Source organism: Bacteroides sp. D2, assembly GCF_025147085.1.
Classification (GTDB): Bacteria; Bacteroidota; Bacteroidia; order Bacteroidales; family Bacteroidaceae; genus Bacteroides.
Genome location: NZ_CP102261.1, coordinates 5969103 through 5984113, shown reverse-complemented (window position 1 = coordinate 5984113; position 15011 = coordinate 5969103). Strand labels below are relative to the sequence as shown.

Annotated in this window: 11 protein-coding genes; 8 read left to right on the top strand and 3 right to left on the bottom strand. The window is 41.4% G+C overall.

What is annotated here, in order from left to right:
* The first annotated feature begins 2 nt into the window (after nt 1-2).
* The 8 genes from NQ505_RS22665 (at nt 3) to NQ505_RS22630 (ending at nt 8414) form a co-directional block, all read left to right on the top strand.
* On the top strand, nt 3-1013 hold the full coding sequence (locus tag NQ505_RS22665) for an STM4014 family protein (protein WP_009000012.1): 1011 nt from the start codon (nt 3-5) through the stop codon (nt 1011-1013).
* The gene (locus NQ505_RS22660) at nt 1000-1854 is read left to right on the top strand and encodes an STM4013/SEN3800 family hydrolase (RefSeq protein ID WP_009000013.1); all 855 of its coding nucleotides are present in this window, start codon (nt 1000-1002) and stop codon (nt 1852-1854) included. Before NQ505_RS22665 ends, NQ505_RS22660 begins: the two co-directional genes overlap by 14 nt.
* Nucleotides 1851-3128 carry an STM4012 family radical SAM protein gene (locus tag NQ505_RS22655; protein WP_009000014.1) on the top strand — a complete coding sequence of 426 codons (1278 nt, stop codon included), beginning with the start codon at nt 1851-1853 and terminating at the stop codon, nt 3126-3128. The genes NQ505_RS22660 and NQ505_RS22655 overlap by 4 nt, the downstream gene beginning before the upstream one ends.
* A gap of 11 nt (nt 3129-3139) precedes the next feature.
* Nucleotides 3140-4705, top strand: coding sequence for an STM4011 family radical SAM protein (locus NQ505_RS22650; RefSeq protein ID WP_009000015.1), 1566 nt, complete (start codon nt 3140-3142; stop codon nt 4703-4705).
* A 236-nt stretch (nt 4706-4941) separates the two neighbouring features.
* Nucleotides 4942-6306: an MATE family efflux transporter gene (locus NQ505_RS22645; protein ID WP_008648610.1), complete on the top strand. Its 1365-nt coding sequence runs from the start codon at nt 4942-4944 to the stop codon at nt 6304-6306.
* Between the two features lie 40 nt (nt 6307-6346).
* Nucleotides 6347-6895: a Crp/Fnr family transcriptional regulator gene (locus NQ505_RS22640; protein WP_009000016.1), complete on the top strand. Its 549-nt coding sequence runs from the start codon at nt 6347-6349 to the stop codon at nt 6893-6895.
* A gap of 124 nt (nt 6896-7019) precedes the next feature.
* Complete coding sequence (locus tag NQ505_RS22635) at nt 7020-7898, top strand: helix-turn-helix domain-containing protein (RefSeq protein WP_009000017.1); 879 nt, start codon at nt 7020-7022, stop codon at nt 7896-7898.
* A 93-nt stretch (nt 7899-7991) separates the two neighbouring features.
* A complete protein-coding gene (locus tag NQ505_RS22630) occupies nt 7992-8414 on the top strand; it encodes a pyridoxamine 5'-phosphate oxidase family protein (RefSeq protein ID WP_032853700.1) in 423 nt (140 codons plus the stop codon).
* Nucleotides 8415-8496: 82 nt separating this feature from the next.
* Here the strand turns inward: NQ505_RS22630 and NQ505_RS22625 are convergent, their stop codons facing one another.
* From NQ505_RS22625 to NQ505_RS22615, 3 genes are all read right to left on the bottom strand, one after another.
* Entirely contained in the window at nt 8497-9117 is a 621-nt protein-coding gene (locus tag NQ505_RS22625) for a TetR/AcrR family transcriptional regulator (protein WP_004304037.1), read from the bottom strand.
* A gap of 3 nt (nt 9118-9120) precedes the next feature.
* Complete coding sequence (locus tag NQ505_RS22620; RefSeq protein ID WP_009000019.1) at nt 9121-13332, bottom strand: acyl-CoA dehydratase activase; 4212 nt, start codon at nt 13330-13332, stop codon at nt 9121-9123.
* Nucleotides 13333-13971: 639 nt separating this feature from the next.
* Complete coding sequence (locus NQ505_RS22615; protein WP_032853721.1) at nt 13972-14871, bottom strand: helix-turn-helix domain-containing protein; 900 nt, start codon at nt 14869-14871, stop codon at nt 13972-13974.
* Nucleotides 14872-15011: the final 140 nt, after the last annotated feature.

Genomic DNA, 15011 nt, shown 5'->3' with positions numbered 1-15011 from the left:
AGATGCAGATAATCGTTGTCAGCAACTCTCTGTCCAAACGTATAGAATACTTTATTGAAGCAGGCAAACACTTGCAGACGGAAGTTCGTTTTATGACTTACGGGGAACTTTTTAACTGCTTGCCGCAATTACGGCAGGCAGTTATCAAACTGGAACCTTGTGTAAGCGATGAAACGGATTTCCAGAAATATGCGCTGTTGAATCAGGCATATAAGGAAACACTGCAACGTTTGGGCGAGATGAGGCTATCTGATGACGTGTCCTTTTTGAATACTCCCCATGCTTTGTTACGTGCTCTTGATAAAAAGGAGACTAAACAAGTGCTGATGGACAGAGGTTTGAAAGTGACTCCGATGTTACCTTCTCCCCATTCTTTTGATGAGTTGAGAGAGCTTCTTGCCGGTTGCGGTAGAGGATGCTTTTTGAAACCCCGTTACGGTTCGGGGGCGGGAGGCATTATGGCTGTTCGCTATCAACCCAACCGGAATAAATGGGTAGTCTATACTACCTTGCAACAAGTGGATGGAGTCATTCATAACACCAAACGTATCCACCGTTTGAGTACGGAAAAAGAGATGATCCCGTTGGCGGAAGCGGTGATGCAAACAGAAGCTATTTTAGAAGAATGGATTCCTAAAGAGCAGTTGCAGGGAGAGAATTATGATCTCCGGGTAGTGTGCCGGGAATCTGAAATTGATTATATCGTTGTGAGATGTAGTAAAGGAAGCATAACCAATCTGCATCTGAACAATAAGGCACATTGGTGGAACGAATTGTCTTTGCCGGAAGTAGTGCGGCAACAAGTCTATTTTCAGTGTCAGGAAGCGGTTCAATCCTTGGATTTGCAGTATGCCGGAGTGGATGTCCTGATGGAGAGAGGAACAGATATACCTTATATAATAGAAGTCAACGGACAGGGAGATCATGTGTATCAGGATATGTTTGCTCATAATTCTATTTATATTCAACAGATAAAAAACATAAAAAAGAGATATAACCATGCAAATAGATGAACTGCCGGCTGGCGAACAGATCCAAAATCCGAATCTGGATATGAATCAGGTGGTGGGTACTCATGATATATTGATGCTTTGCTTTGATACCTTGCGTTATGATGTCAGCAAGGAGGAAGAAGCGGCAGGAAGAACACCGGTACTGAACAGTCACGGAGGAGAATGGGAAAAAAGACATGCGCCGGGAAATTTTACTTACCCGTCTCATTTTGCCATCTTTGCAGGATTTCTGCCTTCTCCGGCGGAACCTCATTCGCTACGCAGCCGTAAGTGGTTGTTTTTCCCTGTGCAAGCTGGTACGGGACGTATTCCGCCTGCGGGAAGTTATCCGTTTACGGAAGCAACTTTTGTGCAAAGCCTTGCCAATGTAGGTTATGAAACGATTTGTATAGGAGGGGTGAACTTCTTCAGCAAGCGTAATGAACTGGGGCGTGTGTTTCCCGGTTACTTTACTAAAAGTTATTGGCTGCCGACCTTTGGATGCACGGCACCCGATAGTACTGAAAAACAAATTGATTTTGCATTGAAGAAACTCGAAAACTATCCGGAGGACAAACGGATTTTTATGTATATCAATTTTTCTGCTATTCATTATCCGAACTGTCATTATGTGGAAGGCAAAATGAAGGATGATAAGGAATCACACGCTGCCGCGCTGCAATATGTCGACAGTCAGCTACCCCGTTTATTTCAGGCCTTTCAGAAACGGGGAAATACGCTGGTGATTGCTCTTTCCGATCATGGCACTTGCTATGGAGAGGATGGATATGAATATCATTGCATATCTCACGAAACGGTTTATACAGTCCCTTACAAACACTTTATTTTAACGAAAAAATGAATCAACCGCTACCACGATATGTAGACTATATGTATAGTTATCCACATAAAACTGCTTATCGTTCTTTTCCGTCCCCGATTTCGCTGGTTCCTTACCTGAAACAGGTGGAAGGACAGAAAGCATCGCTTTATTTCCATATTCCTTTTTGTAGTCATAAATGTGGATATTGCAATCTGTTTTCTCTGCAAACAAATCGTGCGGATTATATCGCAACTTATTTGGAAACTCTTCACAAGCAGGCGCAACAGTTGTCTCCACTCACCATCGGACTGACATTTGATAGTTTCGCCATTGGAGGAGGCACACCGTTGCTCCTCACTGTTCCTCAACTGGAATACCTATTGGATACGGCTGCCTTATTCGGAGTGCATCCTTCACATACCTTTACTTCCGTAGAAACATCGCCGGAATATGCCGATCCTGCTCGTTTGGACTTGTTGAAGCAAGCAGGAGTGGCTCGTGTGAGTATTGGCGTACAGAGTTTCCTTGACGAAGAATTAACAGCTTTGAAAAGACGTCCCCGGCAAGACATGATTAATCAGGCGCTGGAGGCTATCCGGAAGAGGCAATTCCCATTTTTTAATATTGATTTGATTTACGGAATCAAAGGACAAACTGTAGCCAGTTTTCTTTATTCATTGGAACAGGCTCTTCTGTTTCAGCCTAACGAACTCTTTATCTATCCGCTATATGTACGACCGGGAACGGCTATCACGGAGCGGGAATCCGACGATGTCTGTTTTCAGATGTATTGTGCCGCTTGTGATTTGTTGAAAGACAGAGGTTTTCTACAAACTTCGATGCGGCGTTTTATTCATCATCCGTCTACTGATGCGGAAATCTCATGTGGGGATGAAGTGATGCTGTCGTGTGGCTCCGGTGGACGCAGTTACCTGGGTAATTTGCATTATGCCACCCGGTATACTGTTTGCCAGCGTTGTATTGCCGGAGAGATAGATGATTATATGGGCACTACTGATTTTACAGTGGCTCGTAATGGATTTATTCTTTCGCAGGAAGAACAGCGACAACGTTTCATCATTAAAAATCTGATGTATTATATGGGGCTTGATAAGGCCGAATATAAGCGTCGCTTTGGAGAATCACCGGATAATGTGCCGTTGTTCCGACAGTTAGCTGAACGGCAATGGATAGAAGATACGGATAACGGTCGTGTTTGTCTGACCTCCGAAGGAATGGCATACTCCGATTATATTGGTCAGTTGTTTATTACTCCTGAAATAAGAGAACTGATGGAAACTTATTCTTATTGAACGAAATAGAAATGGAAAACGAAGGCTCTTTACTTTCCTTCAGGCGTATATATTATCGCGGCAAATTGAATAGCTGCAACTATACCTGTTCTTATTGCCCTTTCGGCAAGAAGTCGCATCTGGCAGATACGACACAGGATGAACAGGCATGGAATCGTTTTATAGCAGCTGTTGAACAATGGAAAGGGGAGCCGTTGCAGTTATTTATTATTCCTTACGGTGAAGCATTGATCCATCGTTATTATCGGAAAGGAATGATGCATTTGACAGCATTGCCACAGGTGGCTGGAATTTCCTGTCAGACTAATCTTTCTTTTCCGGCTAAACACTGGCTTGATGAGATTCGTGTGACTCCCACGATGATAAGTAAGATAAGGCTCTGGGCCAGTTTTCATCCAGAGATGACTTCGGTAGAGAAATTTGCGCATCAGATTCATATACTCCATCATGCGGGAATACAGGTATGTGCCGGAGCGGTAGGAAATCCCTCTGCAAAGGCCGTACTCAATGATTTACGGAATACTCTTTTGCCGGATATTTATTTATTCATTAATGCTATGCAGGGGTTAAGGGCACCATTAAGTCAGGAAGATATTCAGTTTTTCAGTCAACTGGATAATCTTTTTGAGTATGACTTGAAAAATGCTCCGGCACAATGGGAAGTTTGTGCAGGAGGAAGGAATAATTGTTTTATCGATTGGAAAGGGGATATGTATGCTTGTCCCCGAAGCCGGGTGAAGATTGGTAATTTTTATCAAGGTGATGGAGCTGTTGTGCCGCTATCTTGCGAGAGGAAGGTTTGTGATTGTTATATTGCGTTTAGTAACCTGAACAATCACCCTTTACATCGAATCATGGGAGAAGGGGCGTTCTGGCGAATACCTGACAAGCCACTTATTACGACTGTTTTCTTTGATGTGGATGGAACACTGACTGATTCACAGGGAAAAGTTCCTGAAAGTTATGCTAACGCTTTGCGATATATGGCACAGTCCGTTTCCTTATATCTTGCCACTTCTCTGTCGATGGAGCAGGCGAAGAAAAAGCTGGGAAAGGCTCTTTTCGATTTATTCAGGGGAGGAGTGTTTGCAGATGGAGGTTTATTATCTTATTCGGGCCAGATCAGGTGTTTGCCGGTGAAAGTATATCCGGAGGTATATGGAGAATCTGCAAAAGTCACTATTCATAGTTATGAAGGAGTGGTTTACAAGTATAGTATATTGGTACGTGATAAAGAACAGAGAGAAGCTATTCTTACCCGGTTGAAAGAGAATCCCTGCCAGATTTTTCATAAAGCTCCGCTGATAACAGTCATTCATCCTGAAGCAAGTAAAAAAGAGGGGGTGATTCAGTTATGTAAGGCTTTGGGTTTAGCTTCTGAACACACTTTAGTTGTAGGAAATTCGTTAAAGGATTGGCCGATGATGTCCGTGGTTTCTCATTCCTGTGCCGTAATGAATGCGGAACCCTTATTAAAAGAACGCGCACGTTATACGCTGAATCCGGATCGGTTGGCAGCTTTCTTTCGTTTTTCTAACGGAGATCCTATAGATCAAACCTCGTCTGATAATAGTTGATATATAGCTAGTTACACCTCCATAAGAAAATAAAAACCGGTTAAAATTTGGTAATTATGAAAACAAAGCCCATATTTGCAGCCCTGAAATAGGGACAGGCATAAAAATCCTCATCGGAGGGTGCTATAATAATAATTATAGTGCTGGATAAGATGAATGGTGCAAATCATTCGCTTGTCCGGCACTTTTTTATGTTGTAACAAAATAAGATAAAGAGGAAAAGTATCGAAGAAACTATGAAAGAGTTAGATTTGACACAAGGAAGCGTACCGAAGGTATTGTTGCAGTTTGCAGTACCTTTTTTAATTGCTAATGTACTTCAGGCACTTTATGGCGGGGCTGACCTTTTTGTTGTCGGACAATATGATGATTCGGCAAGTGTGGCAGCCGTAGCTATTGGTAGTCAGGTGATGCAGACAATAACAGGTATTATTCTGGGTATTACCACCGGGACAACAGTGCTGATTGCTATTGCTACCGGAGCCAAAGACAATCGGAAAGTAGCTTTTACTATCGGGTCTTCCGTATGGTTGTTTTCAATAACCGGCGTAGTGCTAACTTTGGTCATGGTACTTTTTCATGGTCGGATAGCAGAACTGATGCATACTCCCGTAGAAGCTATGGCAGATACGAAAAGCTATATTTTGGTATGCTCTCTGGGTATTCTGTTTATAGTGGGATATAATGTTGTATGTGGTATTTTGCGTGGACTGGGTGATTCTAAAACACCACTTTATTTTGTTGGGCTGGCATGTGTGATAAATATAGTGCTCGATTTTATATTGGTCGGTTATTTCCATTGGGGGGCTACGGGAGCGGCTATCGCTACTGTAACTGCACAAGGAGTCAGCTTTGGAATAGCGCTCTGGTTCTTATACCGGCACGGATTCCATTTTGACTTTTCACGGAAAGATATTCGATTGAACCGGAATCTGTCTAAAAAGATCTTGGTGTTGGGAGCACCTATTGCTTTGCAGGATGCTTTAATCAATGTTTCTTTTTTGATTATCACTGTCATTGTCAATCAGATGGGAGTCATTGCATCTGCTTCCCTGGGTGTTGTTGAGAAAATCATCGTGTTTGCTATGCTGCCTCCGATGGCTATATCATCGGCTGTGGCAACCATGACTGCACAGAATTATGGAGCGGGACTTATCAAGAGAATGAATAAATGTCTGGCTTCGGGGATTGGGATTGCTCTTGTTTTCGGTGTGTCAGTTTGCGTGTATTCGCAATTCCTGCCGGAGACTCTTACTGCTTTCTTTACAAAAGATGCTGCTGTGGTGGCAATGGCGGCAGATTATTTGCGAGGGTATAGCATCGACTGTATCGTGGTTAGTTTCGTGTTCTGCATTAATTCTTATTTCAGCGGACAAGGAAACTCGTTATTCCCGATGATTCACAGTCTGATAGCCACTTTCCTGTTCCGTATACCGTTGTCATACTGGTTCAGCCAGATAGATAGCTCGTCGCTGTTTATCATGGGATTTGCTCCACCCATTTCAACGGTCGTTTCATTATTGATTTGTATCTGGTATTTACGATATACCCAAAGGAAATTATATTTGAGAGGCACAATGATGCCTGCTATGTCGAATTAGGTGTTTTTAAGTGACATATATTAACTAAAATCTATTTTGTATGGAAGCTTATTTGAAGAAACTCTGTTTTGAGTATCAGGTGGATGAAAGAGAAGTGAAAGAGCTGTTGGCTCGAATGGAAATGGTGTATCTGGATAAAGGAGAAACGATTGCTTCTGCCACAATGCCGGAGCAGAGCTTGTACATTATTGTTTCCGGTATTTTGCATACATATACCACTCATGAAGGAGAGGAGAGAACCAACCGGTTTTTCTCTGCGGGTGATGCTGTGTTATGCTATAATTCAAGTCAGTATTCTATCAAGACACTGACGAAATGTGCTGCTTATTACATCAGTGAAGAGGAGATTGAAGAGTTGTGTGCATCTTCAATTTCATTTGCGAATCTGGTCCGTCAACTGATGGAGTATCAGTTTTACTTTAAAGAGGAAGAGGATATGAGTGCCCGCAAACTGACAGTAAGGGAAAGGTATCTCTCTTTATTGGCGGAAATCCCGGATATTCTGTACAGGGTGCCATTGAAGCACATTAATCATTACTTGGGGGTAGATGTAACCAGTTTGGGGTATCTGGCCGGAAGTTCTAAATAGGAAATATAACCTAGACATATTTTTTCTATGTATTCCTTATCAGATGGTTCATGGCTTATTCGATCGAATCGATTTTGAAAAGTCTTTGGATTATTTGGTAAGGAATACTATTTTTGTATTCTGAATGCAAAACTCAATACCTCGATATACTTTTTATAAGCATAAGTATGGGAGTGAACTTTTGGTCGATGTAGTAGAACTGAAGTATGTGAAGAAGTTCCTGGCTAAAAGTACTGTCCACACTCTCAACTATTATGATATTACTTTCATAACAGAAGGTAAGGGAGCTTTTACAGTCGATAACCAAACCTATGAAGCAATTCCATGTGACGTCCTTTTCTCTAAACCGGGGGAAATCCGGAACTGGGATACTCATCATATCATCAATGGGTATGCTCTGATTTTCGAAGAAGAATTTTTGTCTTCCCTCTTTAAAGATTCTTTGTTTGTACGGCATCTTTCGTTTTTTCAGATAGAAAGTTTTTCATCGCGACTACATTTGTCTGATGAGCTTTATACACGCATACTTGAAACCTTGCATGATATAAAGATGGAGATTGATTCGTATCAACAGGGCGATGTACACGTTTTGAGAGCATTGCTTTATGAAGTCCTGATGTTGTTGGATCGTGCTTATCTTAAAATGACTTCGATGGAGGAGGGCAGAAGTAGGGAAGTTTCCAATAATCATGTAAGTAAATTCATGAATTTGGTTGCGACACATGCAAAAGAGCAACATTCGGTTCAATATTATGCGGATAAGCTCTGCATTACTCCTAACTATCTCAATGAGATGATAACCTCGACCATGGGGTTCAGCGCAAAACAATATATTCAGGGCAAGGTGATGGAAGAGGCTAAAAGGCTGCTTGTTTATACGGACTTTCCTATAGCTGATATTGCATTTGAACTCTGTTTTTCAACGGTTTCTTATTTTATCCGTAGCTTCCGGCAGCATACGGGAGAAACTCCATTATTATATCGTAAGGCACACAAACCGTAAAAAGTGCTATTTCTACCTTTCTTTTTATTGCATTGCTTTCCTGGCATTTCTCTACTTTCGCATCAGATAATAAACCAATAATAAAAAAGTAAAATGATGAGAGACGCGGAAAAAACAGTAGGCAACATGATTGATAAGCTGAAAACAGCTTTTATCGGTTCGATAGACGGTGAAGGATTTCCTACCATCAAAGCAATGTTGCAACCCAGAAAAAGAAAGGGGATAAAAACGATTTATCTGACAACAAATACTTCGTCCATGCGTGTGGCGCAATACCGGGAGAACAACCATGCATGTATCTACTTCTGTGATACGAGATTCTTTAGAGGGGTTATGCTACGCGGTATGATGGAGGTCTTGACGGATAGTGCCAGTAAAGAGATGATCTGGCAGGAGGGAGATACCATGTATTATCCGGAGGGAGTGACGGATCCTGATTACTGTGTATTGAAGTTTACTGCTGTTTCAGGACGTTTCTATAGTAATTTTAAATCGGAAGATTTTGTGGTCGGATAGTGTGTAAGATGGGATGATTGGAATGGTAATAAACAAAAAAAGACTGAATATTCAGTCTCTTTTTGTTTTTATAGTGTCTATACTATTCCTCATAACACAATAAGTTCTGCAATTGGTTGATGATGTTTTGTTTCCATTCTTGCAGGAAATCTGCAAAAGCGGCTTCATCTTCCAAGAATAAAGATACTATCAGGTTCTTGGCAAGAAATGGATAGCTCAATAGGCTGTAGACAGTCAGAAATACAATATGTATCGGAACCTTTTTAAGTTTACCGTCTTCCATTGCTGTCAGTATACTGTCTTTCACTTGGGATAAAGCATCTCCGAACTGAAGTTCTTTTGCAGTGGCAAGCAAGTGGTTTACATCACGCTGTATTTCCCCACAAATGAATCTGGGAAGACAGGGATTACTTGTGAAAAGCTCAATATACTCATCCAGAATCATGCTCAGTCGCTCCATAAATGGGATATCCTGTTTTACTATATCCTGTATTTTCGGCATTAAAGACATGACTATCGAGCCGAATACGGCTTTGAACATCTTATCTTTGGTTCTGAAATAATAATGTAAAGTGGGCCGGTTGATTCCTACCGTTGCAGCAATATCACTCATGCTGGTTTCCACAAATCCTTTTTCTATAAAAAGTTGTTGGGCAGTTTTTATTATTTGCTGCTCTAAATCGCTATGTTCCGTTGTAGCCATAATTTAGTTGTTTATGTTGTCAATAAAAAGTAATAATCTGTTTGTTATGTTCACATCGCTGACGCTACTGTCAAAGTCTAAAGATAGTATATTCATTTGAGGGCACAGCGATTTTATACGTTTTTCTATTCCTTTTTCTACAATGTGATTGGCAATGCACCCGAAAGGTTGCAGGCTAATGACATGATTGACTCCTTGGGAAGCAAAGGATAGTATTTCACCGGATATCAGCCAACCCTCTCCAAACTGGGTGCCCAGGGAAATGACTTGTTTAGCTTTTTCTGCCTTTTCAAAGATTGATTCGAACGGCGTGAAGTAATTGAAATTTTTGCCGATTTCATTCACTTTATTAATCTGCTTCTGGACTTTCTTGTATAACCAGTCGATAACAAAGTCGGGAGTGAGTTTTCGCTGCAAGTGTTGGTTCTGTCTCACTTTCAGGTTGACAAATCCCTGCATGAAGAAATCACTTATCAGTGGCGGAATCACTTCGATCTTCTGGTTGATGAGCCATGAGGTGACGTCCTTTTGAGCAAAAGGGTTGAACTTCAGGAATATTTCCCCAACAATACCTACTTTGTGACAGGATCTCTGTTCACAGATTTTGTTGAAGTCTCTGGCAGCGAGATATAAGTAGCTCAACAAGTCCTCCGGTTTATTTTTCTGGATGATGGGCTGTGCTGTATCCAGATAAAGATCGCGCAGACGGGCGGCCTGTCCCCGTTCTTTCTCACGAACGACAGCTGCATAATAGAATTTGGCAATGCAATCACTGTATAACACAGACGCAAGTATGATTGGCAAAACCTTGAGCCAGTTTACTTTAAAACCGGATTGCTCATTTTCAATACCACTGCCGAAAGCAAGTGATACCACCGGTGTATTGGTGTATCCATTCTCAATCAATGCCTTTTTTATCAGTGAAATATAGTTGCTGGCACGACATTGTCCACCGGTTTGTGTGATGGCAACGCACGTATTGGCAGGATCATAACGTCCGCTTTTAAAGGCTTTTACTATGTCGCCGACAATCAATGTTGCCGGATAACATACCTCATTATTGGAGTATTTCAATCCCCAGTCGCAAGATGCGGTGTCACTCAACGGTAAAGTCTCCATTTCATATCCGGCCACTTTCATGATGGACGGAATGAGTGGTGAAATGAAAGGCGTAAAGAATGGAGCGAGGATTTTCTTCTTTTTGTCTTTCTTGGTGAAAGGAGCAGTTGAAACAAATGGCTCGGGATCTTTCGCTTGAGAATGTTTCAAACTGAAATTCAAGCTTTCCACCAACGAGCGGACTCGTAATTTGATGGAGCCGATATTATTAACATCGTCTATCTTGAGCAAAGTAAGATTCTTGCCGTATCGTTTCAGCAAGTTACGCACCTCATCTATAAGAAAAGCATCCGGACCGCAGCCAAAAGAAGTCATCTGCATATATTGTATATCACCCTCTTGCATTGCCGCCCACTTGGTTGCTTTCAGAATATGGTTGGTAAATGCCCATTGAGAGAGGTAATGAGTTTTTTCCAATGAAATCTCCTGCTGACGGACAATATCATCAGTTATCACATAAACTCCCATCGCAGCAATCATGTCCGAAACTTTGTGCTGTATCAGTGGATCGCTATGGTAAGGGCGTCCGGCGAGTAAGATAATCAGTTTGTGTTTTTCCCGTCCCTCGTTCAGAACTTCCTGATTATAGGCAGCAATTTTTTCTTCGAAGGCATATTGTTCCTGTAATGCGCGTGAGAAGGCATTTTTGCATACCTCATCCCTGATACCCAAAGATTTTAGATATTCATTGCATTGTTTATACAGCAACGTTTCATCTTTGAAGGTGATAGTCGGAGCATCTATCGGTATATTCTCTTCCTGTACACTTTTGATGACTTCCGAATAACCGGAAACGATGGGGCAATTATAGCTGTTTTGCTGTTGCTTATCCTTTTTCTCGAAAACGACGAACGGCATAAATATCCGGTTGACGTTTTGTTGCGTCAGGTTACGGATATGACTGTGCACAAGTTTGGCAGGGAAACAGATGTTATCAGACATCACCATGCCGGCAGCAGTCTCGTATTTGCTGAATGTAGAAGGTTCCGACAACTGTACCTGAATGCCGCAAGCAGTAAATAAGGTATGCCAGAAAGGGTATTCCTCATACATGTTCAGAATACGTGGAATGCCTATGGTGAATAGGGGTTGTGGAATGTCTGCGCTCCGGTCGAATAATAATTCCAGCTTTTTATCATACGTATTGATGCCTTTGTCCGCATGGCTTCCTTTATTGGAAAACACCTTCTCACATCGGTTGCCGGAAAAGTAATGGTTTTCACTGTTGAACGTATATCGCATGATGGCACACTGGTTCTCGCACCCCCGGCATTGAAGTTGCTTGGAAGTATATTGTGCCCATTGGAGCATCTCGTTCAGCTTCGTCACCCGGGCATTTTCGATTTGCTTGGCATATAGGGCACAACCAAGAGCACCCATCAATTCAGGACAGTTACTGCGGTAGGTTTGTTTCCCGGTCAGCTTTTCCAGACTTCGTACGATGGAATCATTACGCATGGTTCCTCCCTGCACGACAATATGGTCGCCAAGTATCTCCGTGTCTTTTAATTGCAGAACCTTATACAGGCAGTTTTTAACAACGGAATAAGATAATCCGGCAGCTATATCCGCTACGGACGCTCCTTCCCGAAGTACCTGTTTTACTTTGGAGTTCATGAAGACTGTGCAACGTGTACCCAGATCACATGGTGCTTGCGAAAAACAAGCTGCTTTGGCAAAGTCCTCCACACTGTAATCCAGCGATTGCGCAAATGTGCTGATAAAAGAACCGCAACCGGAGGAACAGGCTTCATTGATTTCGATTCTGTTGATTACTCCGTCGTTCACAAAGATGGCTTTCATATCCTGCCCTCCAATATCCAGGATAAAAGAAACTTCTTTGCTGATATGTTTGGCAGCAGCATAATGAGCGATGGTTTCAATGATTCCCGCATCCATGTGGAAAGCCGCTTTTATCAGATCTTCTCCGTAACCGGTAGAACATCCTCCTTTTATGCGCAGGGTAGTTCCTCGTCTCCGGCATTCTTCATATAGTTTCTGCAAGCCGTTCTCTACTGTTTTTATAGGGTTTCCGTTGTTGTCGTGATAATAGGAGTAAAGGATACGATGATTGTTGTCGAGTACTACGATTTTGGTGGTAGTAGAGCCGGAGTCTATGCCGATAGTTGCTTCCTGTAATCCGGGACGCAGACTGGCATATTGAATTTTATACTGGTCTTTTTCTTTTTTCCATGACCGATATTCTTCCTCACTGTCGAATATAGGAGAAAGATCACTCTGGAAAGGTGAGGTAACACTTAGTTTGTTTTCTATTACCTGTATCAGGTTGGAGAGATGAATACTTTCTTCATTGTTCTCTGCCAATGCTGCTCCCCAGGCAGGGATCAGATTTCCTTTTTCCGGTAATATGAAATCTGTATCTTGTGACAGATTCAGATAGTTGGCAAATGCTTTCCGAAGGGCCGGAATAAAAGTCAATGGGCCACCGCAGAGTAATACCGGAGCTACGATATTGCAACCGCGTGCAAGTGTGACAGTGGTCTGTACGGCTACTGCATGGAAAATGGAAGCTGCTATATTTTCTTTAGATATATTTTTGGCTATCAGATTCTGTATGTCCGTTTTGCAGAATACTCCGCAGCGTGAAGCGATAGAGTATACCTGATTGGAACGAAGTGCTAGTTCATTCAATTCGTCGATGGAGACTCCAAGCAGAATAGCCATCTGGTCAATGAAAGCCCCGGTTCCGCCGGCACAATTTCCATTCATGCGCAGGTCTGTAGCCTGTCCGTCCTGAAAGAAAACAACTTTCGCATCTTCTCCTCCAATATCGATCATAGTGGCTGTGTGCGGATGCTCCCGGTGCACATAGTTTGTTGCAGCTACAACCTCTTGCACAAACGGCAGAGAGCATTTCTCTGAAATTCCCATTCCAACAGAGCCCGTAATATGGAAAGATAAAGGAATATCACCCAACTGTTCCTTTATTTGATAAAGAAATCCGAGTAAACATTCTTGTATTTTTGCCTGATGCCTTTTGTATCCGGAAAACAAGACTGTAGTTCCATCTTTGTCCAATACTACCATCTTGGCGGTAGTAGAGCCTATATCTAAACCCACTTTATATGCATTCATATACCAAACATCTTAAATTAGACCTCATGTTTGACACCTGTGTCAGACGCAAATGTATGTAAAAATATGGTAGATACGGCAAATCGTAATTGAAGTTTTGGGTTTAATTAACGAATTGGGAAAAAAGAAAGATGGAATGTGAGGGAGGAAAACGATTGTGTAAATAAAGAAGTAAATGAATGATTGTATGCTTATATTACTTGTAAGGTTGTAGCAGATCTTTTATGGTGAATCCTAGAAATCTTGTTTACTCTATTTTTGACAAAAGGAAACGTGGCTTTTAATAAACCCGGATTCTGTTTATAATAAACTTTTTGATAGTTTTAGTAAAACGGTATTCGAGTTTATTATAAACTATTGTAGAACAGTTTTAGAATCAGACGAGAGATTTTAAGCTGAATTATAAACAAAATGGGGCAATAATCATTCGACTATTGCCCCATATCGTATAGGAGTGGTATTGTAAAATATCAGATTATTTATGATTTATGTATGATTATTTCTTACTATTTTCATGTTGCTTATACTTTTTCTTTTCTCAAAGATACAACATAAAAAGTCCTTTGTCAAGAGTCTGATGAGAAAAGTAGTTTATCGGTCTTAAAACAGATGAATAACTTTACTTCTAATATCTGATTTTTATCCAGCTTGTGCGCGGTACTCATTGGGAGTAGTTCCTATGACTTTCTTAAATACCCTGCTTAAATGATGGGGATATTTAAAACCGAGTTCGTATGCTATTTCGCTGATTGTTTTGTTACTTTCAACCAATAGTTCTTTTACTCTTTCCATTATGGTCAGTTGGATATATTCCTGTGCGGACTTTCCGGTTTCCTTTTTTACCAGATCTCCAAAATAATTGGGAGAAAGGTGCATCTGCTCAGCACAATATTGTACGGAGGGCAAACCGATCTCGGAGGGTTTGTCCGAATTGAAATATTGCTGAAGTATCAGTTCGAATTCGGTTAGTAAATCATGGTTGACTACTTCACGAGTGACGAACTGGCGTTCGTAAAAACGCACGCAATGATTGAGCAAGGTCTCTATATTGGAAGTCACAATTTGTTTGGTATGCTTGTCGATTACATTTTCCAATTCTTCCCGTATTTCATGAAAACAGTTCAAGATGATCCGGCGTTCCCGGTCAGACATGTGAAGAGCTTCATTAGATTCGTAAGAGAAAAAAGTATAGTCTTTCATTCTGCGGGCAAGGGGAGTACCATATAACAAATCGGGGTGAAACATAAGCACAAGACCTTTGGGGTTTATAGTTTCACCGCCATCATTCACACCGGCTATTTGTCCCGGAGAGATGAAAACTAACGTACTGTCTTCATAATCGTATTTGTTACGGCCATATTGGAGCACACCGCAACCTAGTTCTTTATAAAAGACGCAATAAAAGCCGAAATTCTTTCGATAGTGCTTGAGGGATTGGAGTGCAGAGAAATCGGTTACACTAACCAGAGGATGCAGGGTCTCTGCACCTAGAAGTCTGTTATATTCCTGGATAGTTTCCAGTTTAATTATATTCTCCATATTCATATTCTTTTGTTTCACAACAAAAATAAAGGTTTTCAATGAGAATACCATACGGGATATGCCATAAACAGTAATTTGTGTTTGATATTCTGTAATTCGTGTTAGTGTGCTGATCTGCAATATCGTGTGCTTAGTAA

Excerpts from the sequence above, each read along its gene's own strand:
- NQ505_RS22655 (WP_009000014.1), top strand. The coding sequence starts at position 1,851 with ATGAATCAACCGCTACCACGATATGTAGACTATATGTATAGTTATCCA.
- NQ505_RS22650 (WP_009000015.1), top strand. The coding sequence starts at position 3,140 with ATGGAAAACGAAGGCTCTTTACTTTCCTTCAGGCGTATATATTATCGC.
- NQ505_RS22660 (WP_009000013.1), top strand. The coding sequence starts at position 1,000 with ATGCAAATAGATGAACTGCCGGCTGGCGAACAGATCCAAAATCCGAAT.
- NQ505_RS22615 (WP_032853721.1), bottom strand. The coding sequence starts at position 14,871 with ATGGAGAATATAATTAAACTGGAAACTATCCAGGAATATAACAGACTT.
- NQ505_RS22640 (WP_009000016.1), top strand. The coding sequence starts at position 6,347 with ATGGAAGCTTATTTGAAGAAACTCTGTTTTGAGTATCAGGTGGATGAA.
- NQ505_RS22645 (WP_008648610.1), top strand. The coding sequence starts at position 4,942 with ATGAAAGAGTTAGATTTGACACAAGGAAGCGTACCGAAGGTATTGTTG.
- NQ505_RS22625 (WP_004304037.1), bottom strand. The coding sequence starts at position 9,117 with ATGGCTACAACGGAACATAGCGATTTAGAGCAGCAAATAATAAAAACT.
- NQ505_RS22630 (WP_032853700.1), top strand. The coding sequence starts at position 7,992 with ATGATGAGAGACGCGGAAAAAACAGTAGGCAACATGATTGATAAGCTG.
- NQ505_RS22620 (WP_009000019.1), bottom strand. The coding sequence starts at position 13,332 with ATGAATGCATATAAAGTGGGTTTAGATATAGGCTCTACTACCGCCAAG.
- NQ505_RS22665 (WP_009000012.1), top strand. The coding sequence starts at position 3 with ATGCAGATAATCGTTGTCAGCAACTCTCTGTCCAAACGTATAGAATAC.
- NQ505_RS22635 (WP_009000017.1), top strand. The coding sequence starts at position 7,020 with ATGCAAAACTCAATACCTCGATATACTTTTTATAAGCATAAGTATGGG.